A 25,434-nucleotide genomic window follows, 5' to 3' on the forward strand; every position below is an offset into this window, starting at 1 on the left:
CGCTCCCAACCCCGATACTTCAACTAAGCATCTTGACCCCGTTGTGTTATTCTAGAACAGACGTTCGTGAATGATGCGCGGGGCCTTGTCTTGCGCTGTGCTTGTGGCGAGGGGAGGTCGGCTTGGTTATCTTGGGCATTGACCCCGGTTTGGCTCATACGGGTTGGGGGATTATCGAGGAGCGGCGTGGCGAGGTTCGCTGCCGTGCCTATGGCTGCATCGAGACCAGTGCCGGAAGTCCGCTCGCGGTGCGCCTGTCGCATATCGCCCATGACCTTAAGGATGTCGTTGAGCGTTATCGACCCGACACGGCTGCTGTCGAGAGCATCTACTTTGGCGCCAACGTTCGTTCCGCCATCCCCACGGCGCATGCCCGCGGTGCTGCACTCGTCGCGCTTTCGGAATGCGCGCTCGAGATTGGCGAGTACACGCCCATGCAGATCAAACAGGCTGTGGTGGGCACCGGCGCCGCGGACAAGCGGCAGGTCGCCTACATGGTACGCACGCTCACACAGCTCGACCACGACCCGCATCCCGACCATGCCGCCGATGCCCTGGCCTGCGCCATCTGCCACGTAAACCTCAGCCGCACCCGCGCCCTTACCGGTGGCGAGTTCTATCAACAGAGAGGAACCGGATACTGATGATTTCCCAGCTCCACGGAACGCTTGTCGAGGCCACGATGAGCTCTGCTGTCGTCGATGTGTCGGGCGTTGGCTTTGAGCTCGGCATCTCGGGCAGCACTGCGGCCACGTTGCCGACGCCCGGCGGCGAGGTCCGCCTCTACACGCGTATGCAGGTGCGCGAGGACGCCATGACACTTTTCGGTTTTTCCTCTAAGGATGAGCGCACGATGTTCGATCGGCTCGTGTCCGTCTCGGGCGTTGGCCCGCGCTTGGCGCTCGCCGTGCTTTCCACCTATACCGTGGGGCAATTGTATTCGCTGGTGATGGCCGAGGACGACAAGGGCATGGCCAAGGTGCCCGGTGTGGGCAAAAAGACAGCTCAGCGTCTGATCCTGGAGCTCAAGAGCACCTTTGCCAAGGACAAGGGCTTTGTGCCGGTCGATGTGATTCCCGGCCAGGTTGCGATGCCCGTGCCCGCTGCTGCTCCCTCGGCCATCGATGATGCCCGTGCGGCGCTCCTTTCCATGGGCTTTAGCCCGCAGGAGACCGATGTTGCCCTGAGCGGGTATGATGGGCAGAATATGCGTGTCGAGGATCTGCTCGGCGCGGCGCTTAAGCGACTCGGAATGGATGCGTGATGTGGGAAGCCGATGACTCTCAGGACCTGTGGGCGACGCCCGGTAACTCGCCGGCGGCATCCATGGCGCACGGCGAGCGCATGGTGGGCTCGGAGCTAACGCCCGAGGACCTTGATGTCGACCGTACCCTGCGCCCTCAGCGCCTGGACGACTACTGCGGTCAGGAACATATCAAGCAGAGCCTTCGAGTGCTGATCGAGGCGGCGCAGAGCCGTGGCGAGACGCTCGACCACGTGATCTTCTCGGGCCCTCCGGGCCTGGGCAAGACCACGCTGGCCACCGTTATCGCCAACGAGCTGGGCGCTCAGATCAAGACCACGAGTGGCCCCGCCATCGCGCGCACGGGCGACCTAGCGGCCATCCTTACTAACTTGCAGCCGGGTGATGTGCTGTTTATCGACGAGATCCACCGCCTCAACCGTTCGGTCGAGGAGGTCCTGTACCCCGCGATGGAGGACTTTGCCCTCGATATCGTGATTGGCAAGGGTCCGGCGGCGCGCTCGATTCGCCTGGATATTCCCAAGTTTACGCTGGTGGCGGCAACGACCCGCTCAGGCATGTTGACCGGCCCGTTGCGCGACCGCTTTGGCATTTCATATCGCCTGGATTACTACACGGTCGAGGAGCTCGCGCAGATTGTGACTCGCTCGGCGACTATCCTGGGCGTGACGATCGACCATCCCAGTGCACTCGAGATCGGCTCGCGTTCGCGCGGCACGCCACGTCTTGCCAACCGCCTTCTCAAGCGCGTGCGCGATTACGCACAGGTGCGCGGCAACGGCCCCATCGAGCTCGATATCTGTCGCCAGGCGCTCGAGTTCTTCGAGATCGACGAGCTCGGTCTGGACTGGATGGATATTCGCATTTTGGAGACGCTCGCCAAGACGTTCTCCGGCCGTGCCGTGGGACTTACGACCCTTGCCAGCGCGGTGGGCGAGGACCCGGGCACGCTCGAGGATGTCTATGAGCCCTATTTGCTGCAGTGCGGGTTGATGATTCGTACGCCGCAGGGCCGTCAGGCAACCCTTCGCACCTTTGAGCACCTGGGGATTGAACCTACCGTTTAGGGCGCTTTGTTTTGGCGGGCTGTTGGACTATCGCTGGGCATCGGGTAAACATATCGCCGTTCATCGGTTATGGGCGTTTTACTATTGCGCGCCCGTGCTATGCTGAATTGGTCTTTTTCTCATTCGGTAACGAAAGGACCGCCCATGCCTACTGACATCGAAATCGCACGTTCTGTCACGCCGCTGCCTATTACCGAGGTGGCCAAGAACGCCGGCGTCGACGTTAAGCACCTTATTCCGTACGGCTTCGACAAGGCTAAGGTCGATTATTCACTGCTCAACGAGCCGACTGATCACCAGGCCAAGCTCGTCCTCGTGACCGCTATCAACCCAACGCCTGCGGGCGAGGGCAAGACCACCACGACCATCGGTCTGGCCGACGGCCTGCGTCGTCGCGGCGTCAAGAGCGCCGTGGCCCTGCGCGAGCCTTCGCTCGGCCCCGTCTTTGGCGTTAAGGGCGGCGCTGCCGGCGGCGGCTGGGCTCAGGTCATCCCCATGGAGGATATCAACCTGCACTTTACCGGCGACTTCCATGCCATCGGTGCTGCCAACAACCTGCTGGCCGCCATGCTCGACAACCATATTCAGCAGGGTAACCAGCTCGGCATTGACGTTAAGCGCATCACTTGGAAGCGCGTTGTCGACATGAACGACCGCCAGCTGCGCCACGTTATCGACGGCATTGGCGGTAAGGCCCAGGGCGTGCCGCGCGAGGACGGCTTCGATATCACCGTCGCCTCCGAGGTCATGGCAATCCTGTGCCTGTCTACGAGCATCAGCGACCTCAAGGAGCGCCTGGGCGAGATCGTCGTCGGCTACAGCTTTGCCGGCGAGCCCGTCCGCGCCCGTGACCTTAAGGCTCAGGGTGCCATGGCGGCCCTGCTCAAGGACGCGCTCAAACCCAACCTGGTGCAGACACTCGAGGGCACGCCTGCGTTTGTCCACGGCGGTCCCTTCGCCAATATTGCCCACGGCTGCAACTCCATCATGGCCACCCGCATGGCCATGCGCTTTGGCGACGTCGCGATTACCGAGGCCGGCTTCGGTGCCGATCTGGGTGCCGAGAAGTTCCTCGACATTAAGTGCCGCATGACGGGCGTTCGCCCCAGCGCCGTCGTGGTCGTCGCGACCGCTCGTGCGCTGAAGTACAACGGCGGTGTTGCCAAGGCCGACCTCAACGAGGAGAACCTCGAGGCCCTCAAGGCCGGCATGCCCAACCTGCTGCGCCACGTCGACAACATTCAGAATGTCTACGGTCTGCCCTGCGTGGTCGCCATCAACCGCTTCCCGACGGACACCGAGGCCGAACTCGAGCTCATCGAGTCCGAGTGCCAGAAGCTCGGTGTCAACGTTAAGCTGTCCGAGGTTTGGGCTAAGGGCGGCGAGGGCGCGCTCGACCTGGCCGATGAGGTCATGCGCCTGATCGAGCAGCCGAGCGAGCTCAAGTTTGCCTACGAGGACGGTGCCGATGTGGCCGACGCCCTCGAGGCCGTTGCCACCAAGGTCTACCGCGCCGACGGCGTCGACTTTACGCCGGCTGCCAAGCGCCAGCTCGCCGAGCTGCGCGAGAACGGCTTTGGCAACCTGCCGGTGTGCGTGGCCAAGACGCAGTACAGCTTTAGCGACAATGCCAAGGCGCTGGGCGCTCCCGAGGGCTTCCGCATCACCGTGCGTGAGCTCAAGGTTTCCGCCGGTGCCCACTTTGTGGTCGCGCTGACCGGCAGTGTTCTGACCATGCCGGGCCTGCCCAAGGTTCCCGCGGCCGAGAACATCGACGTCGACAACGACGGCAATATCACCGGCCTGTTCTAAGTCTGCTGCTCATAGCCGCTTGTCCGCCCCGTCGCGCCTACCAAGGCCCGGCGGGGCTTTTTGATCCCAAGGGGACGGAAGGATTACGGATCATTTTGTGGCGGTTGGGTCAATGAGGCAATCCGTATGGGGCCGTTCGTCCAAAACTATGCCGGTTTACTACGATGAATCGGTATACCTCGACCATATCTGAATTTTCCGATAATGGCCGATTCGTCTACCTGCGGTTTTGGTTTCTTGAAAAGTAGCATGCTCAGGTTCGGGCGATTTATCGTAGTAAACCGGCATAGTTTTGGACGTGGCGGCAATGTTGCGCAACAAGAATGGGGATTTCTCTCGTACGGTGAGTTGGAAGAACTTCGCGGGCGCATTGCGGCTGCGATGAGAGACGGGAGATGCGATGTATTGCACCAAGTGCGGAGCTCAGATACCCGATGGCTCCATGTTTTGCACGATTTGCGGCGCTCGCGTGGGCGGCGTTGAGGACCAAGCAGAGCCTGCGGCGTTTCCGGTAGGAGATGTGCCGGTGGACGACCCTGCGGGACGGCGCGCTCTTCAGGATGTCCCGTCTCCTGTGATCTGGGAACGTTTTGGTGAGCCTCCTTTGATCGTGGGACGTTTTTGTGGGTCTCCTATGACCGAGCCTGCCGAGACCTCTCAGCCGTTTGTTCCGACGCCGCAGCCCAAGAAACCCAAGCACAAGGGCCGTATCGTCGCTGCCGTTATCGGTGGCGTTGCCGTTGTCGCCATTGTGGCGGCAATTGTCGTCGTGCCGCGTATCGGCGCATCTTCCGAGGTAACCTCGGGTGGCAAGGGCTATGTTGTCTGCGCGTGTGAGACCAAGATTCTGCCCAAAAACAGTAAGGGCAAAAAGCTCAAGAGCTATACCGTCGAGCTGGCGCCCGCGAATGGCAAGGGCAAGAGCTACACCATTAAGGTCGATGGCGAGGATGGCTTTGCCATGGAGGACTTTGGTGAGCTGCCCGACCAGAAGTACCAGATGACCATCACCTCGGGCAAGGGTAAAAAGAAGAGCACGACCACCATGAAGGTCGACTACGCCAAGGAGGGCTCGGACGCCCCCAAGAACGTCGAGCTCACGCAGTCCAAGAAGGAGGCCAAGGCCTCTGCCAGGGCAGCGGTCAAGACGGCAAACGAGCTGTTCACCGACAAGATCCTCGAGTATCAAAAGAAGTACGGCGAGGGCGAGGCTGTTGAGATTGATGATTCTTCGATGTTTGGAACACGGGGTGTTGCCTACGCTAGGCTCATCGATTTTGACGGCGATGGCCAGGACGAACTGTTGATTGAGTACTCTGACGAGCCGATTGAAAACGACAATGGCGCCACTGCTGCCAAGGTAGAGGTCTGGGCTTATCGCGATGGTGAGATCGAGAAGGTATACGAGCCCGACACTCAGGTTTACACCATGTGCGCTGGCGTCTCGCTTTACGTATACGAATATGATGGTACCTATGGATTCAAACGGTATCTGCATGATGGGGAGACAATTAATTTCAAAGAAGTCCCTGATGGCTTTAACCAATCCCATGATGGCTACGAGTGCGAATTCAACGCCTATGACGGCAAGTCATTTAGCGCCATTGTTGGCCCTGTGTCGATTGACGATTCGAAGGTGAAAGACATCAATGAAGTACGTGAGTTTGACGCTGAGTTGTTCAGCAGCGAGGAAGTTGTAGCAAAAAGCATCGCAACGGTGGCCACGACGCTGGAGCAGCTGAAGTCTAAGGATGCCGGCGACGATGCGCAGGCGAGCTACGAGGCCGTCTCTGCCACGCAGGATGTCGACTTTACGGCTGCGGTTGGCGAAGGCCCGCTGGATCCGTCCCCCGATGACACGTGCCAGATCACGGCTATGTGGACCTATCCCCAGGTGAAGGGGCAGGGCGTGGGCGTCGCCAAGTTCAACAAGGATATGGTCCAGCTCGTCGCGGATACGCTCGACGCGAGCAAACGGGCCTCGATGGACGACGAGGACAGTCGCGTGACCATGATGTATACCGCCGAGATCGTCTCGATTGACGGCGATATCGCTTGCGTGCGTACGTTCACCAGCAGTTATCAGCCTCCGTATCGATCGGTGCAGAAGACGAGGTCGGCGTTCTACAACCTCAAGACGGGTGAGCAGGTTTCGCTCGAGGACTCGCTTGCGCAGCACGGGCTCTCGTTCGACACCCTCAAGAGCGAGGCCAAGCAGGCAATTAAGACAGCAAAGCCGGATATAGATTCCGTGTCCGAAGACAACATCGACGATGACGATAACTACACCGAGGATCATTTCTACTACGACGGCAAGGGCTATATCATCGTCCTCGATACTGGCGAGTTTGACTGTATGGCATGGGATACGCACGACTTGGTGGCGCACGCCTTCGACTCGAGCTATTCCTGCGGCCAGGATGTAACGCCCGAGCGAGCCAGGGCTACGTACGTACCCAATGAGTAAGGTGGACCGCGAGGGATAAATTGAACAGTCCCCGGTGACGCAAAACGCAGCGACGCCGGGGACTTTTTGATGCAAATTGGCTCCGAGACAAGTTATCTGGGCCAGCCGCGCCACGAAAAGCGCCCATCTACTACGTTTGCCAGGGTGGGACCGACCATGGAGCGTTTTTTAACAATGCAGTAAGACGTTTACCTGCGGTTTTGTTAACACAAATATGGCTATGGTTGGCACCCTTGGGTTAAACGTAGTAGATGGGCGCATTTTTTGGTGCACAGCCCAAGAAGAGGTCGTTAGCCGCGCTGGAGGCCGAAGAGTTTGGCGTTGCGCTCGGCGACTATCATGTTGATATCGGCGATTTCCATCTCGCCGTCAATGTAGGGCTGGTAGGTGCCATACGGATCGCCGGCTCCCAAGCTGCAGCTTCCGCAGTTGTCGCAACTGCCGTTGCCGGAGCCCGCGAGTGCCAGCTTAATGATCTCCTCACGCTCGGCACGTGTCGTGTCCTTGATGAGCTTGCTTTTTGCCATGACGTTCCTCGATTCGATTGTGACCGTCGGCCGCGCATGTCTTGTAGATACCGACGGGCTTTGCCCATCATAGGCTTTTGCGCGGGTAGAATGCATGGATAACTTGATGCTTACGGGCGACGGAAAGGAATCGTTGCATGGACCAGGATAAGACGACCGTAATGGGTGGCTATGGCTCCCCGCGGACGGGAAATGGCGCCGATGAGACCCGCGTCGTGCCGGACGCCCGATACGCCTCGGCCGATGCGACCCAGGCCTCGGCCGATCCCACGCGCGTTGTGCATTACGGGAACGCAGCGCAGGACCCGTATGGTGTCTCGTCGCAGAGCCCCTACGGCAACGCAGCGGCAGACCCTTATGATGACCTGCTGCAAAATCCTATTCCGCAACCTCAGCAGACGACATATATGCCGCGCACGGCACAGCCGCGCTACGAGTCGCGCGACCGATATGCGCGCGAGCCGTACCGTGAGTATCCCAAGTCCATCCCTCAGTATGGCGAGGACGAGGAGAAGAAGCCTTCGCGTTCGTCGAGCGTGATTAAGAAAATCCTGATCGTGCTGGCGATCTTCTTTGCCTTGTCGGTTGTGTTTGCCATCGTGTCGGGCATGCTCAACAAGCGGGGCGCCACGACTGATACCACGGCCGAGCAGACCGAGACTACCCAGTCCGGCACCGTCGACCTGAGCGATATCCCGGGCCAGTACTGGTCAAACGCCAAGAAGCTCCTCAAGTCACGTGGGGCCGACCTTTCGAACGCCGTGATCCTGACTGACGACGGCTCGACGCCCGTTGTCGATGCCAACTGGGTCGTGACGTCTGCCTACTATAACGACAACGGCAACCTCGAGATTCAACTCACGCGCAAGGACGGCTCTTCGGGCAATGCGTCCGGCGACCAGGGCACCACGGACAGCTCGAGCTCCAACACGCTGGAGGACCTGAGCAACAAGGCGCAGGAGCTGGGAGATAAGGCCCAGCAGTTGGGTGACACCGCTCAGAATCTCGGCGACACTGCGCAGAATCTGGGCGATATGGCCACCAACGCTTGGGATACGCTGCAAAACGGCATTTCGGGCGCGCAGGGGAACTAGCGGTCGAGCGGCTAGAGCCTTAGCGGTGCGAACAAAAACGGGACGCAGGATCGCGTGACCGGGCGCGTAGGCGCGTTGGTCGGCGGTCCTGCGTCCCGTTTTGCTGTCGATTACAGCTGCTCGGCCGGACGCTCGGGTGAGCTGAAGCCCGAGTCAAATGTGACGACGCACGAGGCGTCGGGCCGGCGCTCGTGCACGATGCGCGTGACGAGCTCCAGCAGCTCCTCGTCGGATATGTCAAAGCCGTCGGGACGCACCAGGTCAAACGAAACGAACCCGTCGTGCTCGTGCAGGTCGTGGATGGAGAGCGCGGGATCGATCTGCATGACGCCGCGCTTGACCCAGCCGCGCAGGTCGTCGCCGGTGGTGGCGATGGGGTCGCAGTGCAGCGTGATGGCGATGCCCATCTGATGCTTGATGTCGTGTTCGATGGTGTCCAGGATTTCGTGGTGTTCAAAGGCATCGCCCTCGCCGGGCATTTCCACGTGCGCACTGGCAAATTGCCGACCGGGGCCGTAGTCGTGCACCATGAGGTCGTGTGTGCCCAAAACCTGGGGGTACGACATAATCCTGTCGCGGATTGCCTGGACGAGCTTGGGGTCGGGCGCTTGCCCCAACAGCGGGCTGATGGCGTCGCGCACCAGGCCCATGCCGCTGATGCAGATGAAGATGCCCACGCCCAGGCCTGCCCAGCCATCGAGGTCAAAGCCAGTCGTCTGCGAAATAAGCGCTGCGGCCAGGACCGAGGCCGAGGCAATGACGTCGTTTTTGGAATCCTGCGCCGTGGCGATAAGCGTCTCGGAATCGATGCGGTTGCCCAGCGTGCGATTGAACGCCGCCATCCAGAACTTGACGAGCATGGACAGGACAAGGGCTGCCATGGAGAGCGCCGAATATGCGGTGGGGGAGGGCTTGATGATCTTGGTAATGGACTCGAGTGCCAGGTTGATGCCGACGGCGCAAACGAGAACGGCGACAAACAGCCCCGCCAGGTACTCGTAGCGGCCGTGGCCATAGGGGTGCCCTTCGTCGGCCGGGCGGCTGGCAAGGCGGAATCCGAGCAGGCTCACGATGTTGCTCGAGGCGTCGGAAAGGTTATTGAAGGCATCGGCGATAAGCGAGACGGAGCCCGCGAGCAGGCCAGCTATGCCCTTGGCCAGGCACAGCGTGATGTTGAGGCCGATGCAGATGAGGCTTGCGGCAAAACCCGCGTTGGTGCGGCAGGAGGTATCGACCGGCTTGCTTTCGCTGCCGGGAACAAGCGTATGTACCAGCCGATTTACAAATAGCATGGCGTATCTCCTCGCATTCTCATTAAGGGGATAGTGTAGCTCGCATGGTCGCTCCGTGCGCCGGTGCTCAGAAAATGCAGCAATGGTCTGCCGGCGCTAACGGGCACGAGGCGGAGGGGACGACTTCCCACGCGCCTTCGAGTTCACTGCGCCTTCCCGTCCGACCGAGTGCTCCATTTTGGGCCACATGGGTATGGGCACGCGCCGATTTGCTCGACATACTTAATGCCGACAGCCCTGTGCAAAGGAGGACGTTTCCATGGACGAGATGTTTGCCATTAAATGCCAAAACTGCGGCGGCCCCATGTATTCGCACCAGGCAAAGCGCAGCTTTGAGTGCGCCTATTGCGAAACGGTTATTCCGTGGAAGGCGGACGCCGGGGAGCCCAAGAGCGCCCTGGGCATTCGTCATACGCCGTTGACGGTGGTTGACGGGCTGCTCAAGCTCACGCACGTCTCGCAGCTCGAGCGCCCAGAGGATCCGGACTGGTATTTTTTCAATTCGTACTGGCGCAATCAGTCGGTCCTGGAGCATCTGCTGTGGGAAGATCGCGGAACGGCGCAGGAGTTCCAAGAGGCGACGCACGTGAGCATTCCCTGCCCCTTCTGCGGCGCGTCTTTTGAGGGTGAGTCGACCCAACGCGTGTTTGAGTGCCCGTCCTGCGGCAACAAGATTGGCGTGGCCGACCTGCTCAAGCCCGGTACCTTTAGCAAGCGCCTGACCATGGGCGTGGGTGCCGAATACGTTCCCGAACAGGGCGTCCCCTGTGAGATATCGCCGCAGCAGGCACGTGCCAACGCGCTGCAGCTGGTGCGTCAGTATCCCGATGCCTTTGCCGGGCACGATGTAGAAGACGCGATCCAAAACGACATGATGCTCTTCTATTTCCCCATGGCGCTGGCGGATCTGCGCATGATGGCGTCCTTCCCGGGCAAAGGGCTGAGCAAGGAGACCCTGGTGTACTACGAGGTGCTCGACTGGGCGTATCCGCGGGCAAACTACCTGGACGTTCGTCTTATGGGCATTTTGGAGCCGTGGGACTTTGGCAAGGTGGGCCCGTTCGATCCTGCCATGCAGGAGGGCGACTTCCGCGTTGTCTCCGTCGATGCGTCTACCAAGGACCAGGTGGTCATTGATAAGCTGGCGCTCGACGTTGCAGGCAACGATGCCGAGGCGGTGCTGGGGCTCAATAAAAAGAGCATCCGCGCCTGGGCGCGCAAGGCCCGCAAGCATAAGGACGGCCTGGTGATGGTGCCGGTCTACTTTGTCGATCGCCCGGCGTCGGATAGCCGCGACGGCGAGCAAGTGCGCATCGCCGTGAACGGCCAGACGGGTCGCGCGGCAGCGGTGGTGTTTAGCGACAAGCGCGAGACACATGTGGTGGCACCGCTCAATCCCAACGTGATGCTGTCGAGCGAAAGCACCGTGCACGCCACGCCCATCGAGGTCAAATACGTTAAATCGCCCTTCCTATACCAGATCGTACGCCGCGGAGGCGGTGAGCAACCGCGGCAGGTTGCGGCAGCTGCCGAGGGTTCCTACCGAGAGGAAAAGCCCAAACGCAAGGGATTGTTTGGCGCGATATTTGGTAAGTAGGGGAGTGGCGCTGGTTGGCGCTGTAGCGTGATGGCCGGGGATACGGGGCAGTTCGCAAGAGCGTGAGCTGCCCCGTTTTTTGTATTGCGGGGATATGACATCCGAATGGTCGTAGGGTTTCAGCTAAATGGCTATTTAGCTGCGTGAGGTTAACCTCTGAAACATCAATCTCGCCCGACATGAGTTTGGGGAGAAGACTATCGCGAAAAACAGCAAGCTTTCGAGCTTCAATCTTACTCATGACATACTGATCAATAATCGGCTGCATAAGCTGAGTTTGGCTTAGAAGAATATTTTCAGGTGGAATAACAACTTCGGACTCTGCCAACGCGCTGCGCTTGATATGCCCCATTGTCGTTGCACGGTCTTTGGCAAGCATAATAAATCGTGCTAAATGATGTTTGGTCCAGCCATAATAGAACCAGCTTGGATACGCAGAAGAAGTCACTTTAAATAGATGCTGATTTAGACCGGCGTTCCCGCCCGCCCAAAAATCCAGCAATAGGGTCCCGGACCAAGAGAAAATGAGGTCACCGTCGTGAACCTTAGCGCTATCGACAATGCCACTCTTGCAACGCTCGGCATCGCTTCCGCAAAAGCCTTGTCCCAGTTCGCGAATTTTCAGCACGGGTAGACCTTCATCTCCAGTGTCTGGGCGGAACTTTTGCATTGCAAGTCCGTTTTTATAGTCAGCAATGTCCAGCAAAGAAGCGGTATCCCAATCAGAACCCGCGTCGTCTATTAAACGTTGAAAGATCAAGTCGAACAGTTCTTCTAAATAGCCATTTACTTCACTATGTACAACGCGCCGTCCACACTGTGGCTATCGTACTCGACGAAAGGAACAGCGTGGAAACTGTCATCAATACCGTACTTTCGGAAATGCAGGGCCTTCTCGACCCACACCAGCTCAAACATCTAACCATTACGCTTAGACGGGCACTCGGACCGAAACAAACAGAGCCAGGGCAAGATCTGCTTGCGCTCTTTCTCACCGCTAAAGAGGTCGAGGGATGCTCTCCTAAAACCATTGCATACTATGAGGCAACCTTACGGCATATGAACACAGCGTTTGCTAAGCCCTATACCCAGGTTGAGAGCGACGACTTGCGCAGCTATCTCAATGATTACGAGGTGAAACGCGGTTCTAGTAAGGTCACAATCGATAATATACGTCGTATCATGTCGAGCTTCTTTTCGTGGCTTGAAGATGAGGATTACATTGTAAAAAGTCCTGTAAGGCGCATTCGTCGCGTCAAAACTGCTCAAGTAACCAAAGAGGTGCTTAGCGATGAGGAACTGGAGGTATTGCGAGACGCCTGTGAGTCCAAGCGAGATCTTGCCATCGTTGATCTACTCGCTTCGACGGGCATGCGTATTGGCGAACTTGTGCGACTCGACAGGAAGGATGTCAATCTGCACGAGCGCGAATGCCTTGTAATGGGAAAGGGAAATAAGCAGCGCCCCGTTTACTTCGATGCGCGCGCTAAGCTTCATCTTACGGAATATCTTTCGAGCCGTGCTGACAAGAGTCCTGCATTATTTGTCGCGCTCGATTCCTCAGCTCGACGTATTACGGTGGGGAGCATAGAACTCCGTTTACGTGACCTAGGCAGAAGCGCCGGTATCAACCGCGTTCATCCGCATAAGTTTCGCCGTACGCTTGCCACCCATGCGATCGACAAGGGAATGCCCATAGAGCAGGTGCAAAAGCTGTTGGGCCATGCGAAAATAGACACAACCATGTACTACGCCATGGTTAATCAGAGCAATGTGAAGGCTTCGCACAGGAAGTATTTGGAATGAGCTGGACGCAAAAGACCTTGGGAGAGATTGTTAATCTAAAAAGGGGGTTTGACCTCCCTTCCAGCAGCAGGGTTGATGGCCCCTATCCGGTTTTCTCATCTTCGGGACAAACGGGCACGCATTCGGAAGCCGCTGTTAAGGGTCCATGCGTCGTAACTGGACGCTACGGAACTATTGGCCAAGTTTTTTTCTCTGATGCAGCTTGCTGGCCATTAAATACGTCTTTGTACTCGACAGACTTTAAGGGCAATGATCCTAAGTTCGTTTATTACCTACTCAAAACTATTCCATGGCGAGACTACTTAACTGCAAGCGCCGTGCCGGGCATAAATCGCAATCACGTTCATCTATGCCCGGTCTGTGTTCCGGATCACGAAACACAGACCGCTATTTCTGGCGTCCTGGGTTTACTGGACAATAAAATTGAACTCAACACTAATCTAAATGGCTATTTACTTGAGTTGATGAATGTTCAGTACCAACATTCCTTCTGCTGCAACAAGTTAACCCTCGGGTCAATTTATGACATTGCTGATGTTGTTTATGGAGCAGCGTTCAAGTCTGCCTTGTTTAACGAGGAAAAGGTAGGGTATCCCCTGATCCGCATACGTGATTTGAGCACCTTCTCTCCGCAGTATTGGACAAATGAGGCTCATCCAAAAAGGGTATTCGTACATCCTGGTGACGTTTTAGCGGGAATGGATGCCGAATTCACGCCATGTCTCTGGCAGGGTGAAATGGCTGTACTGAACCAGCGAGTTTGCCTGTTCGAGCCCGCTGCCAATTCGGGAGTTTCAAGAAGTTATTTGCTTATGGCATTGAACCCATTGTTGGCTTTCATCCAGAACTACGCCTCTGGTACTACCGTCGCGCATATGGGGAAAGGCGATTTGGAAGCGTTGAACGTGCCTATTCCTGCAAGAGGAGATCTCGAGAGGTTTAATACTATTGCAGAGCCATTGAGAGAACAGATTGTTCAGAATTCGACACAGAACCGAAAACTGGCTGCTCTTCGTGACGCTCTTCTCCCCAAACTTATGTCGGGCGAGATCGACGTCTCAAGGGTCGATTTTACGCAGCTAAATAGCCATTTAGCTTAGAGTTTGCTTGCTGCTTTGCATATATCGCGTCAAGTATTGAAACAATTTGATGCTGAACCTCAGTTTGCGGTAAATCGATTTCGATTCGTGCCACGTCTTTGGGATGGACACGGAATACCTTCATACCTCTCGTGTACTGCCGGAGCTCTCTGATAAAGCGCGGAGAGCTCATAAGATAGTTGAGGTAAGCCGGCACGACGAGGTCTCGGCGATTGACGCGCACGATGGTTGTTTCGGTGCCTGAAATGGTAGGCTTTTCCTTTGGATTGTTAAACAAATAGGCATGACCAAGGTCATCGACTGTCTCTGAGGTCAGCACATATACGATGTCTTGGTCTCTGAGACGCTGACTGTCTTTTATCTTTTCGTTGTTAAGGATGTATGGGATGGGTTTTGCGGGGTCTTCAACGTCGATGTGTAGGTCGAAACCTTTGTAAAGATCTCCATAGTGAATGTAAAGATAGGCACCCTTATCGTACATGCGGGTACGGGGGACGCTGGCGCCGCGGTAGAAGCTACAAACGTCACCAAGTGCGACTCTACATCCCATAACCAATCGCCTCCAGATTCTTCTTAATCTGCTCCTGCAAGCGGTTGGACTCTTCAAAGCACTTTGAAATCTCGCTGGTTAGGCGTGCCATCTTCTCCTCAAACGGCTCGCCGTCGTCTTCGAGCTCGGCAATGCCTACGTAGCGACCGGGCGTCAGGATGAAACCTTGCTTGGCGATTTCATCCAAATCCGCTATGGCACTGAACCCCTTCACGGGCTCGAACTCGCCCTTGCGGAAGGAGTCGAATGCGGATGCAACTTTGTTGATGTCCTCTTCGGTAAACTCGCGTAGTTTGCGAGAGACCATGGTGCCCATTTCGCGGGCATCGATGAATAGCGTCTTGCCGGACTGAGCCTTCTTCTTGTTCAGGATCCACAGACACACGGGAATTTGGGTGCTGTAGAACAGCTGCCCCGGCATGGCTACAATGCCCTCGACCAAATCGTCCTCTACGATAGCGCGTCGGATATCGCCCTCGCCGCTCGTCTGGCTCGAGAGCGACCCGTTTGCCAATACGAGGCCAATCTTGCCCGTGCCGTTAAGATGCCAAATCATATGCTGCATCCAAGCGAAGTTGGCGTTGCCCGTGGGCGGCATGCCGTACTTCCAACGTACGTCTTCCTGCAGCGCTTCGCCGCCCCAGTTCTTGAGGTTGAAGGGTGGGTTTGCCAACACATAGTCAAACTTTTCATTCTTGTGCTGGTCGGCGCTGAAGGTGTCTGCATAGTTACCCAAATCGGCCTCGATGCCGCGAATACCGAGGTTCATCTTTGCGAGCTTCCACGTGGTAGGGTTGCTCTCCTGGCCAAAGATAGTGATGTCCTGTACCACGTTGCCGCCATGGTGCTCGACGAAGGCGGCGGACTGCACGAACATGCCTCCGCTGCCGCAGCAGGGGTCGTACACACGACCGTGGAAAGGCTGGAGGATTTCAACTAGCGTGCGCACGATGCACGACGGCGTATAGAACTCACCGGCGTTTTTGCCCTCCATTGATGCGAATTTCTGTAGGCAATATTCGTATGCGCGCCCTAACAGGTCTTTCTCGCTCTCGTTATCGGTCATTTGTACGTTTGTGAATAAGTCTACGACGTCGCCTAAGCGTCGCTTATCTAGTTCGGGACGAGCGAAGTTCTTGGGCAGCACGTCTTTGAGCTTGTCGTTCTCGCGCTCGATGGCGCGCATGGCATTGTCAATGATCTGGCCAATTTCGGGCGTATGCGCCGCCTGTGAGATGTTCGCCCAACGTGCTTCTTCGGGAACGAAGAAGACATTCTGCTCCATGTAGCAGTCACGATCTTCCTCGTCGCCGTAACCCTCTGCGACGAGCTCTAGATAGCGTTCGTCGAAACGGTCCGAGAGGTACTTCAGGAAAATGAGGCCTAATACGACGTTTTTGTACTCAGCAGCGTCCAAGTTGCCGCGCAGCACGTCTGCGGCGTTCCACAGTTGGTCCTCAAAGCCAACATCGGCCGTGTTCTTCTTGGTGTCCTTAGCCTTGCTTTTAGCCATGCTGTTTTAACTCCCTATGCTGCATTGTCGGCCCAGAGTTCGCACTGATCCATCACGGTGGCCAGTGCCGACTCCATGCCCTCTGGCGGATACTTATGATGTTTGAGCAGACGCTTAATTGCAACACGCATAGCAGCGCGTGCACTTTGCTTCTTCTGCCAATCGACCGTGCGCATTTCGCGCATCTTCGCAGCGAGCTCTTGCGTGATGGCGACCAACTCGTCATTCCTCTCGCGATAGTAGTCGGCGACTGCTTGCGGTTGTGTTAGCGCCTCGTAAAACGCAAACTCTTCTTCGCTAAGCCCAAGCTCCTTTGCCTTTTGGTTTTCGGAAAGCATTTCTTTTGCCATCTTGAGCATTTCTTCGAATACCTCAGCGTTTGTGAGCTGTCCATTTAGATAGCTATTTACCATGCCTTGCATGAGTTCTGAGTACTTCTTTGCCTGCGTCACGCTCTTCTTGCGGTAGCCCTTGATCTGGTCGTCGATGAGTTTTTTCAATAACTCGTAAGCCAAGTTCCTCTCTTTCATACGCGAGAGGCTCGACAGAAACTTGGGATCAAAAATCGAAACCGTTTCGTCTTCCACCTTAAACAGGTCTATTACGCCGTCGGTATGGACGATGTTCTGTTCGAGTAGTGCATTGATGCGGTCATTTACCTGCTTAAGGGTAAGTTTGCCTCCTTTTTTGCTGTGGGTGCCGCCCTGCTCGGTGAGCTGAAGGATGAGCTCTCGAACAACCTGGAAATAGCCAGCCTCGATGCGCTGCATGTCTGTTGCGCGACTTTTGGCGAGTCCATAGGCTTTGAGCATGACTCCTGCCTGCTCAACAAAGTTGCGGGTGATATCTTCGTCGCCGGGTGCAAGGATATGATTTACTCCACCCGTTATGAGTTCGCTTCGACGTGCGGCGGACTCGGTGCTCATGAATTCCGAATAATCGTAGCCAAACATTTTGTCGCGACAGACCGCCAGTTTTTCCAAGAACTTAGGATAGGCGGTTTTCCCGATATCCATGTCGCCGTATTTCTTTTGGTCGCGCTTGGTGTAGTCCTTCATGGCGCGTTTAAGGGCGTTAGCTATGCCTACGTAGTCAACAACCAGTCCGCCAACCTTGTCTTTATATACTCGGTTTACGCGTGCGATTGCCTGCATCAGGTTATATCCGCGCATGGGTTTATACACATACATAGTGGCAAGGCTCGGCACGTCAAAACCGGTGAGCCACATGTCTACGACGATTACGATTTTAAGCGGGTCGGCGTCATCCTTAAACCGCTTTGCCATCTCCTTAACATGGGCCTTATTGCCTACGACGTCGAACCACCACTCGGGGTCTTGATTGCCCATGGTCATGACAACGCCGAGCTTGCCCTCGTCCTTCCAAGAGGGTCGCAGCTTGCATATACGTTGATATATGGCCATGGCAGCGGGGCGCGAATACGCAACAATCATTGCCTTGCCGGTGAGTTCGTGCGCACGGTTGGTTTCATAGTGCTCTACGATGTCCTGACACAAGGCATCGATGACTTCGGGTGCACCTAGAACGGCGTCCAGATTTGCAAAGTTACGCTTGCTTGCGTCAATGGTTTCGGCGTTAGCCTGCTCGGTTAGCTTTTCGTACTCATCGTCAACTTTTGCAAGGATGCTCTGATCCAGTTTGAGTGCGACGACGCGGCTCTCGTAGAACACGGGTCGGGTTGCGTCGTCCTCTACTGCCTGAGTCATGTCGTAGATGTCAATATAATCGCCGAAAACCTCGCGAGTCGATCGATCTTCGGCAGAAATAGGGGTACCGGTAAAGCCGATGAAAGTCGCATTCGGAAGGGCACGGCGAATGAGCAACGCGGTGCCCGTGTGCTTCTTGCCGTCACGGTCGTATTTCTCCTCGAACCCGTACTGCCCGCGGTGCGCTTCATCCACCATCACGACGACGTTCTTGCGCTTGGAGAGGGCGATGGCCTCCTCCTCGAACTTCTGCATGGTGGTGAAAATGATGCCGTTGGCGCGGCGGCTCGAGATCTGCTGCGCAAGATCGGCGCGGCTCTGCGCTTGAACAGGCGTCTGGCGCAGGAAGTCAGAGCATTTGGAGAACTGCGCGAACAGTTGCGAGTCGAGGTCGTTGCGGTCGGTAATCACCACGATGGTCGGGCTGTCGAGTTTCTCTTCGAGCAGATGGGCAAGGAAAACCATCGAAAGTGACTTGCCCGAGCCCTGCGTGTGCCAGAAGACGCCGCCCTTGCCGTCGCCGCCGATGGCCTCGTGCACGCTCTCGAGCGCTTTGTTCACCGCGAAGTACTGATGGTATCCTGCGAGGATTTTCGCGTCCTCGGAGAACAGAATGAAGTTCTTCAGGATGTCGATGAGCCGCTCCTTGGGGAACATGCCGTCTAGAGGCGTCTTCCAATCGGCGTACTGGGTGGCCTCGTAGCTCCCATCGACGCTCTTCCACTCAACGAAGCGTGACTCGTTGGCGGTGATCGTGCCAACCTTGGTGTGAAGCATGTCACTGGTGACGCAGAAAGCGTTGTACACGAAAAGCGATGGAATCTGTCGTTTGTAGTTTTGAATCTGTTGGTAGGCGTCTTCGCTGTCAGCGTCGGCACGAGCGGGTGACTTCAATTCAAAGAGAACGAGCGGAAGCCCGTTGACGAATACGATGACATCTGGACGTTTGTTGGTGCCGCGCTCGATGTAGGTCCACTGGTTAACAACGTGGAAGCTGTTCTTTTCGGGATTGCCGTAATCGACCAAGTGCACGATGTCTGCATTCTCTTCTTTGCCGTCAAACCAGCTTGTCTCCACACCGTTCTGGAGCATGTCCATAAAGATGCTGTTCTTGGCGATGAGGTCGCTGCCCTCGATTTCCTTTAGTCTAGTTATTGAGGCATCAATCGCTCGCCGATTGAGCGTGGGGTTAATGCTCTCAAGAGCGGGCCCAATGACGTCAGGTAGGAAGGCGTCGTCAAACGCGTCGGAGGAACGAGCGACATCAGGTCCATAGAGGTGCTCGTACCCCAGACTCGTTTGCAAGTGGTCAATGATGCCTCGTTCGAAAGCATCCTCATTAAATGACGTTGAGGAGCTGTAATCGACAGCAATCATGCGCACTCCTTACCTTATGCTTTCACGATGTTGGTGAGCCTGTCCACCATTGCATTCTAGCAGTTAATCTTGCGTATATTGGTATATCTGACACCCGTTAGTTGCCATTTGGCCTATTGGCTGATCGTGCCCGAATGACAATTGGTGGCAAGGTTCTCTTACTTATTAAACTGGCTCCTATTTACAGGCGCTCGTGTTGTGACAGCTGCCCAAGCGCTTGCTTGAAGCTGTTGTTGATGATCTTGAGATCGTTTCCCGCTTGCATTTTAATGAGTGTCGGGCCGGAGGCGATGGCGGATGTGGTGCGATGGTGCCAAGAAAAGCGCCTAGACCTGGGTGAAGAACCGAGGCCGCGGGCGCTTTTCTATTTCTTTGGTTGCATGGATTGTCTGTTCTGTTGGCCGCGCCGGCGTTGTTTCTTTGCTCTCGTTCGCGCGGCATCCGCTTGTGGCGGTGGATGTAAATAAAAGGTGGAGCGACTGCAAAAGAGCCGCTTCACTGGGTAAAATCAGGATGTGCCGCGGAACCCGCTCCTCAGTCGGTCAACTTTGGAAGCGCGGGCAACGCAGGTGCTATCGTCTTAAAGGGTCGGCTGCAACCGACCCTTTTCTATGACTCCCTTCGCTATCCGTTACTGCTTATATTCCCGCCAGATCGAGTAGAGGTTCCAGGCAATGCCGTGGGAGGCATCCTACCCATCCCATGGTTTGGAGCAGTGTCGATCTAACGGGCAATCAAGCCTCTAGCACTCTTTGAATTGAGCGAGCATCTGCCCGAAGAGGCTGAGCCCGGATGGCTCATAAATGAGCGAGCCACCATCTTCGGTTCGGTAGACCCCGCAGGGGAGGTAACGCCCGTCGGGGAGGACGTAAAGGTTTCCCTCCTCCCTTAGTCCCGCTGGGAGCATCGGGACCTCGTTCTCGTCTACTTGGAACTCGTCAATATTCGCGATCTTCCTCTCCATGATGCCTCCTGCCTTATTTCTTGAATGGCACCCTAAAACAAGCAGTTCTCAATCAGCTCCTTGCCGCGTAGGGTGTCTATCCACTCCCGTGGAATTGCATCGATACCGTATGCCGTGCCGGCGAGGGCGCCTGCGACGGCTGCGGTGGTGTCAGTGTCGTCGCCCAGGTTGACGGCGGCAAGCACACAATCTTCGTAGCTGCTGGTGTTGACGAAACACCAGGTGGCTGCCTTAAGCGTGTCACGCACGAAGCCACCTGATCTGATTTCCTGCTTTGGCACGCCTTTCAAATGAAGCGCCCACGAGGGGAGCGCGTCGTTCAGCACGTCTCTCATCAGCTCGACAAATATGACGCATGCGTCGGTCGACGTTCTGTGGGCGTGCGTAATCGCGGAGACCTCGCAGATCTCGTCGTCCGTCGCATCGACAAACGCCAGGGGCGCGATGCGCATGAGCGAGCCGTTGCCGTTGTCGCGCTCGCCGGAGCCTCCTTTGCCGGTGTGCAGGGCGCGGGCGGTCGTGCCGCCGTAATCGAAAACGCCGTCAATCGTATACTCGCCACGGGCAATCCAGCCTACGAACTTGTCGCGCATGTCCGCGGTGTCGATATGCCCGAGTTCCCTAATCGAGTCACAGGTAGCAAGCGTCATAGATGTGTCGTCGCTCCAGGTGCCGGCGGGCTGCCCATGCGTGCCGTAGCCGATCATGTCCGTGCATTCGAACGTGCCGCGAGGCATAAACTCGTATGGAACGCCCAGCGCGTCGCCGACGGCAAGTCCATAGATGCAATCGCGCAGCGTTGTTTTCGGTCTGTCTGTCATGGAAAGCTCCTCTTTTCCGGGTGATGTGGAGCGCCATCGGGGGTGTCGGTCGCAATGTGCTGCTACCCTTGCGTTTCGCCATTAGCCGCTTCGTTGATGGCGCGGTACTCGGCACTCAGCTCGCGTGCCAGCTCTTCCTTACTTGGAAGATACGGCAGGTATTTGGCGGCAAACACTTGGTCGTTGTCTTCGGGCAGCGTGTACTCGACGATCGAATCGCTTTTGTCCGCGCAGAGCACGATGCCTATGGGCGGATTGTCGCCTTCGTTCATGAGCTCGCGCGTGTAGTAGTTCACATACATTTGCATCTGGCCCAGGTCCTGATGTGTAAGGTCATCGGTCTTAAGGTCGATGAGCACGAAGCAGCGCATCAGATAGTTGTAAAAAACAAGGTCAATATAGAAATGGCGCCCATCAAAGGTGATGCGCTTTTGGCGCGCCTCGAAAGCGAAGCCACGGCCAAGCTCCAGCAGGAACTTCTGAAGATGCGTGATGAGCGCCTGCTCTAGATCGCTCTCGCGAAACGTAGCATCGTCCGAAAAACCTAAAAACTCCAGTACATATGGGTCGCGGATGATATCCTCGGGGCGACGAGCCGGGGCGCTCTTTTGGATTTCCTGGGTGACGGCCTCCTTGTCCTTGCTGGCAAGCAGGCGCTCGCGGAACATGGTGTTGATCTGGCGCTCGAGCTGACGCGTGCTCCAGCGAGAATCGGCACATTCGTTCATGTACCATGTTCGAGCATCAGGGTCGGTTATACGCGATAACCTGCGGTAATGTGTCCAATTCAATTCGGAACGCAGCGCGTTCCGAATTGGGAACGCAAGATAAAACTGACGCATGTATCTTAAGCTTCTGGCGTTGAAGCCTCTGCCAAAATCCTTAGTCAATCTAACGGCAAGTTCGTCGATCAGTGCATCGCCATACTTGGCGCGCTCCTCTCCGCCCTGTTCATCAACAATACTCTTGCCAATCTCCCAATATGCCTCAACCATCGCAAAGTTAACGGCGGTATAGGCCTTGTCGCGAGCGGCGTTGAGAATCGAGGAAACCTGCTTGTAAAAAACTTCTGGCACGATTGCCGATTCCCCGCGGTTTACCAGTTCACCCATCACTGTCGCCCCACTTTCCTCTCTTGGAATGCATCTTTATAGCATTTAGTTTAAAGCCTCGCGCGGACACGAATTGCTGTGCTGTCTGGCACCTTCGCATGGGAGCCTTGCGGTGGCTAAAATGTGGTCATAGAGATGGTTTTATCGAACTCCATGGGGGTGGCGCGCGTGGATAACAACACGTTGCTGTTTCACGATAAGGGTGCCGGCGTTTTCAAGGGAATAAGCATCTATCCCAATCGTATCGAGGCGGTCGTGAAGAACAACTTCTTCGGTAACCATACCAAGATCGTCTACCTCAAGGACATTACGGGTGTCAACGGGGTCAAGGGTAAGCGCGTGTTCCTCCGTAATAGGTTGCTTACCGACTGTTCCTACAGGCTGAGCAGTCACTCCCAGGCTCAGGAATTTGTGAACGCGCTGAACATGGTGATGTAGCCGGCGACGACGTTCGGGCTAAGATCGCGACTGCGCATTGGATGACGGGCTGGCTAGTTGCTCGACCTGCGAGCGCGCTGGACACGCTGCTCACTCGTCTGCAAAAGCTAGGGGCGCAGAATGGTATTCTGCGCCCCTCATCAAATCGATGTGTCCAAAAGGGCTGGATGGCCTACTCGTCAACACCTCCGTTGCCTTCGCGGTCGTTAACAAGCATTGCCGCGCCGACGGCTGTTGTCGCTACGGCGGCAGCGGCGAGCCCGGCGGCGATGCCAGAGCCGTCGCCTGTGCCGGCAAGCTTTTCGCCTGAGCCCTTGCGCTTGTTGACCTTACCGTTCTTGTCGGTGCTGCCTGCGTTGGTACCGCTGTCGGTGCCGGCGCCGCCCGCGCTGCCCGAGGCCGCTACGGTAAAGATTACGGCTTCGTTGCTGGCGAGTGCGTAGTTTTGTGCCGCGTCGCCCAAAAGGCCGTTCACGTGCACCCAGTACGTTCCCGCGGCAAATGTCTCGCCCTCTGCCATTGCCGTGCCCGGCGCGCCGTTTGCATCGTGCATAAACTCGAGCTGGGCTGTGCAGGCATCGCCTTCGAGCTTGCCCTCGAGCGCCGCTGCAACCTTTGCGCGCACGTCTTCGCCGGCCTTAAGGCCTTCGAGTCCCTCAAAATGGGGCGTCAGCGCGCGTCGATCGATATCGATGGGCACAGAGCCCTGCAGCCCCGTAGCGGTCTCGTTACCCAGGGCGTCGACATCCACATATTCGATGGTAAACGCATAGCCCGAAGCCGCCACGTTGAGTACGTTGCTGCTGTCGACAAGGCGGAAATGACCCTCGCCAACGGTCTTGCCATCCTGGAATGAGGCATCGCTCAGCGAGTCGCCGTACGTCATGCGCATGCGGGTCGGGAGGTAGTACGAAACGGTCTGCTTGTGCTTCGCATCGTAATTGCGCTGGTAGATGCTTCGGGCCAGTGCCGCATCAATAAAGTCGGACGCAATGATGCCAATGTGCTTGAGGCAGTCCTCCTTTGTGCTCTCATTTCCGGTGCTGTTTATATACTGGCTCTTGTATAGATGCTCGTTGACCACTCGTGCTGCGGTAAAAGGATTGCTTCCTTGTTTGTAGTTCGTGCAGCTGGTGTAGTTGATGCACCAGCTATGCTCCAGGACCTTTACCTTGGCCCCGTCAGTGTCCTCGACGTCCACCATGATGCGGGCGAGCTTGGTTGTCTCCTGCAGCGCCATATCGACCCAGCCGATTTTGTCGGTTCCTGTGCATTCGTAATGGTCCTGGGCGTATACCTTGGTGCAATAGGGCTCTTCGTCACCCGTTTTCCCCACGGCTTCAAAGCCCCGCTCGTCTCGAACGAGACACATAGAGGTGCTGTCGGTGTGTGCTGCGATTTTGTCGTCCCATTGGGTGAGGTCGAGGCCCCATGTGTGGCTGCTTACGCTGTTGCCGGCGAGCCCAAACCGACGCAGCAGGACGATCTTTCCGCGCACCTCGCCCAGCGTGGGGATACGGCTCGATGTGTAGAACAGGTTGGGGTTCTCATCAAAAACCTTGCCCAAGGCCGTCGTGAGGCTTTCGTCGGTAGCCTCGTCATTGCCCCGCGACACGAGCATGATGAGCGCTTCTGTCGGGTTTTCGCTCAAAAACGTATTGAAGTACCCGATGACATCGGAGAGATGCATAAAGTTCCCGTCTTTTTTGAGCAGGTAACAAGCTCCGTGGTCGATGCCGGGGTTCTCACCCTTTCCGAGTCGAATATCAAAATAGCGAACGCCTTCGAGCAGCTGCGTGGGGATGTAATCCTGCTGGCATTTTGCTTGGGAGGATTGGGGCTCGGTGTCGTTGTCGACGCTGCAGGTGCCCGAATCGTGCGTGCCCGGGATACTCAGTTCGTCGAGGAACTTGTTGCCATCGACGTAGCTCATCCAACATGGTCCGTCGACGTAGCTGCTATACGTGATCCAGTCGATGCTGCTAACTGTGGCGTTGGTCTTGTCCATGCTGTAGCCGACAAGCTCGAGCTCCCACGGAATGCTCTTCCTCTTGTGGCAGATCTTGTTGTTGTCTTGGTCTTTGCCGTCCTTTTCTATGGCCAGGTAATTAATGTCTTTTTCCTCGTTTGTGCGGTCTCGGATGATGTAGGTTCCGTTTAGCTGGCGGTCGAACGCAAAAGAGCGGCTGGCCTTGCCGTCATGCTCGCCACTCCATACGTGGATGACCTTTCCATCTTTGTCCGAGTCGCCATCGACCGACCAAATGCTGTAGCCCGTCTTCTTGTGCTCTTCGAAATTGAGCAGGGTGCGGATGGCATACCAATTTGTATTTTTTGTATCGGTCACTACGTGCTCAAGGATGAGCTTGCTGGACGTGCCGTCATTAAATAGGTGGCAGACGTTGCCCTTGATGTTGCCGTCTTGGTTGACGCTTGCGGTACGAAAATAGCCCGCGGGGCGAAGGCGAATGACGAACTTGTCGAGGCTGACCGACGCTGTGGCAGCGTCGTCTGCAAATGCCGCTCGCAGGGGAATACCCAGCGTCGCGGTTTCGGGCAGGCTTGCAAGCGGCGACAACGCCGCAAGTCCTAGGCCCAACGTAAACGCTCGGCGACTGATGGCGTGGTGTTCGGTCATAACTCCTCCATTCGCAGGGTGCGGTTATGCACTCGTTTGGGTCACTATACTGCCCAGATGTCTAAACGTGTTGGCTTAATTTTCTGCGCGGCGCTATAAATCGGCGGGCGGACGCGTTGGGGCGCTTGTCTATTTGTGCTGCTACCGCGCTGGGGGTGGTTTTGCCGCCCGGCACCCTCGCGTTCGCCGGCTATCGGCATAAGAAAGGGAGGGCCGGCGAGCCGATCCTCCCTTGGTGCGAAGCGCTGGGGTATAGTCGCTTGTTTGC

19 protein-coding genes are annotated in these 25,434 nt (G+C 56.6%); 9 read left to right on the forward strand and 10 right to left on the reverse strand.

Annotated features, from left to right (window positions below):
* Positions 1-122 precede the first annotated feature (122 nt).
* The 5 genes from ruvC to ABCN01_RS00730 all read left to right on the forward strand — a co-directional run bounded on the left by ruvC (position 123) and on the right by ABCN01_RS00730 (position 6,610).
* Positions 123-644 (forward strand): crossover junction endodeoxyribonuclease RuvC, encoded by a 522-nt coding sequence (gene ruvC / locus ABCN01_RS00710; RefSeq protein ID WP_022095142.1) that lies wholly within the window; start codon positions 123-125, stop codon positions 642-644.
* Complete coding sequence (gene ruvA / locus ABCN01_RS00715) at positions 644-1,264, forward strand: Holliday junction branch migration protein RuvA (protein ID WP_055310211.1); 621 nt, start codon at positions 644-646, stop codon at positions 1,262-1,264. The genes ruvC and ruvA overlap by 1 nt, the downstream gene beginning before the upstream one ends.
* Positions 1,264-2,331 carry a Holliday junction branch migration DNA helicase RuvB gene (ruvB, locus tag ABCN01_RS00720; protein WP_117735946.1) on the forward strand — a complete coding sequence of 356 codons (1,068 nt, stop codon included), beginning with the start codon at positions 1,264-1,266 and terminating at the stop codon, positions 2,329-2,331. Before ruvA ends, ruvB begins: the two co-directional genes overlap by 1 nt.
* Positions 2,332-2,475: 144 nt before the next feature.
* Positions 2,476-4,143, forward strand: a complete 1,668-nt coding sequence (locus tag ABCN01_RS00725; RefSeq protein ID WP_342996885.1) for a formate--tetrahydrofolate ligase — start codon at positions 2,476-2,478, stop codon at positions 4,141-4,143.
* Between the two features lie 400 nt (positions 4,144-4,543).
* Entirely contained in the window at positions 4,544-6,610 is a 2,067-nt protein-coding gene (locus ABCN01_RS00730) for a zinc ribbon domain-containing protein (protein WP_343014143.1), read from the forward strand.
* Between the two features lie 290 nt (positions 6,611-6,900).
* Here the strand turns inward: ABCN01_RS00730 and ABCN01_RS00735 are convergent, their stop codons facing one another.
* Entirely contained in the window at positions 6,901-7,137 is a 237-nt protein-coding gene (locus ABCN01_RS00735) for a hypothetical protein (protein WP_342996721.1), read from the reverse strand.
* Between the two features lie 137 nt (positions 7,138-7,274).
* On the opposite strand from ABCN01_RS00735, the gene ABCN01_RS00740 reads away from it, so the two are divergent.
* Positions 7,275-8,231, forward strand: a complete 957-nt coding sequence (locus tag ABCN01_RS00740) for a hypothetical protein (protein ID WP_342996722.1) — start codon at positions 7,275-7,277, stop codon at positions 8,229-8,231.
* 110 nt (positions 8,232-8,341) lie between these two features.
* Here the strand turns inward: ABCN01_RS00740 and ABCN01_RS00745 are convergent, their stop codons facing one another.
* Both ABCN01_RS00745 and ABCN01_RS00750 read right to left on the reverse strand, forming a co-directional pair.
* Positions 8,342-9,523 (reverse strand): cation diffusion facilitator family transporter, encoded by a 1,182-nt coding sequence (locus ABCN01_RS00745; protein ID WP_342996723.1) that lies wholly within the window; start codon positions 9,521-9,523, stop codon positions 8,342-8,344.
* 1,457 nt (positions 9,524-10,980) lie between these two features.
* The gene (locus ABCN01_RS00750) at positions 10,981-11,880 is read right to left on the reverse strand and encodes a restriction endonuclease subunit S (protein ID WP_343014144.1); all 900 of its coding nucleotides are present in this window, start codon (positions 11,878-11,880) and stop codon (positions 10,981-10,983) included.
* An 89-nt stretch (positions 11,881-11,969) separates the two neighbouring features.
* Between ABCN01_RS00750 and xerA the strand changes: the two genes are divergently transcribed.
* Positions 11,970-12,926: a site-specific tyrosine recombinase/integron integrase gene (gene xerA / locus ABCN01_RS00755; RefSeq protein ID WP_342996725.1), complete on the forward strand. Its 957-nt coding sequence runs from the start codon at positions 11,970-11,972 to the stop codon at positions 12,924-12,926.
* Positions 12,923-14,026: a restriction endonuclease subunit S gene (locus ABCN01_RS00760; protein ID WP_342996726.1), complete on the forward strand. Its 1,104-nt coding sequence runs from the start codon at positions 12,923-12,925 to the stop codon at positions 14,024-14,026. Before xerA ends, ABCN01_RS00760 begins: the two co-directional genes overlap by 4 nt.
* On the opposite strand, the gene ABCN01_RS00765 is transcribed toward ABCN01_RS00760, so the two are convergent.
* The 6 genes from ABCN01_RS00765 to ABCN01_RS00790 form a co-directional block, all read right to left on the reverse strand.
* Positions 13,998-14,576 (reverse strand): restriction endonuclease subunit S, encoded by a 579-nt coding sequence (locus ABCN01_RS00765; RefSeq protein WP_342996727.1) that lies wholly within the window; start codon positions 14,574-14,576, stop codon positions 13,998-14,000. The two genes, ABCN01_RS00760 and ABCN01_RS00765, sit on opposite strands and share 29 nt — an antisense overlap.
* Positions 14,566-16,089, reverse strand: a complete 1,524-nt coding sequence (locus tag ABCN01_RS00770; protein WP_342996728.1) for a type I restriction-modification system subunit M — start codon at positions 16,087-16,089, stop codon at positions 14,566-14,568. The genes ABCN01_RS00765 and ABCN01_RS00770 overlap by 11 nt, the downstream gene beginning before the upstream one ends.
* A 14-nt stretch (positions 16,090-16,103) precedes the next feature.
* Complete coding sequence (locus ABCN01_RS00775; protein WP_342996729.1) at positions 16,104-19,193, reverse strand: type I restriction endonuclease subunit R; 3,090 nt, start codon at positions 19,191-19,193, stop codon at positions 16,104-16,106.
* A 742-nt stretch (positions 19,194-19,935) separates the two neighbouring features.
* A complete protein-coding gene (locus tag ABCN01_RS00780; RefSeq protein ID WP_342996730.1) occupies positions 19,936-20,157 on the reverse strand; it encodes a hypothetical protein in 222 nt (73 codons plus the stop codon).
* Between the two features lie 32 nt (positions 20,158-20,189).
* Positions 20,190-20,978 (reverse strand): ADP-ribosylglycohydrolase family protein, encoded by a 789-nt coding sequence (locus tag ABCN01_RS00785; RefSeq protein WP_342996731.1) that lies wholly within the window; start codon positions 20,976-20,978, stop codon positions 20,190-20,192.
* A gap of 62 nt (positions 20,979-21,040) precedes the next feature.
* Positions 21,041-22,054 carry a PDDEXK nuclease domain-containing protein gene (locus tag ABCN01_RS00790; RefSeq protein WP_342996732.1) on the reverse strand — a complete coding sequence of 338 codons (1,014 nt, stop codon included), beginning with the start codon at positions 22,052-22,054 and terminating at the stop codon, positions 21,041-21,043.
* Positions 22,055-22,258: 204 nt separating this feature from the next.
* Here ABCN01_RS00790 and ABCN01_RS00795 point away from each other — a divergent pair, with 204 nt between their 5' ends.
* Entirely contained in the window at positions 22,259-22,528 is a 270-nt protein-coding gene (locus ABCN01_RS00795; protein ID WP_342996733.1) for a hypothetical protein, read from the forward strand.
* A gap of 172 nt (positions 22,529-22,700) precedes the next feature.
* Here the strand turns inward: ABCN01_RS00795 and ABCN01_RS00800 are convergent, their stop codons facing one another.
* Positions 22,701-25,166, reverse strand: a complete 2,466-nt coding sequence (locus ABCN01_RS00800) for a phosphatidylinositol-specific phospholipase C (RefSeq protein WP_342996734.1) — start codon at positions 25,164-25,166, stop codon at positions 22,701-22,703.
* Positions 25,167-25,434: the final 268 nt, after the last annotated feature.

This window comes from Collinsella aerofaciens (genome assembly GCF_039062365.1).
In the GTDB taxonomy this organism is placed as follows: Bacteria; Actinomycetota; Coriobacteriia; order Coriobacteriales; family Coriobacteriaceae; genus Collinsella.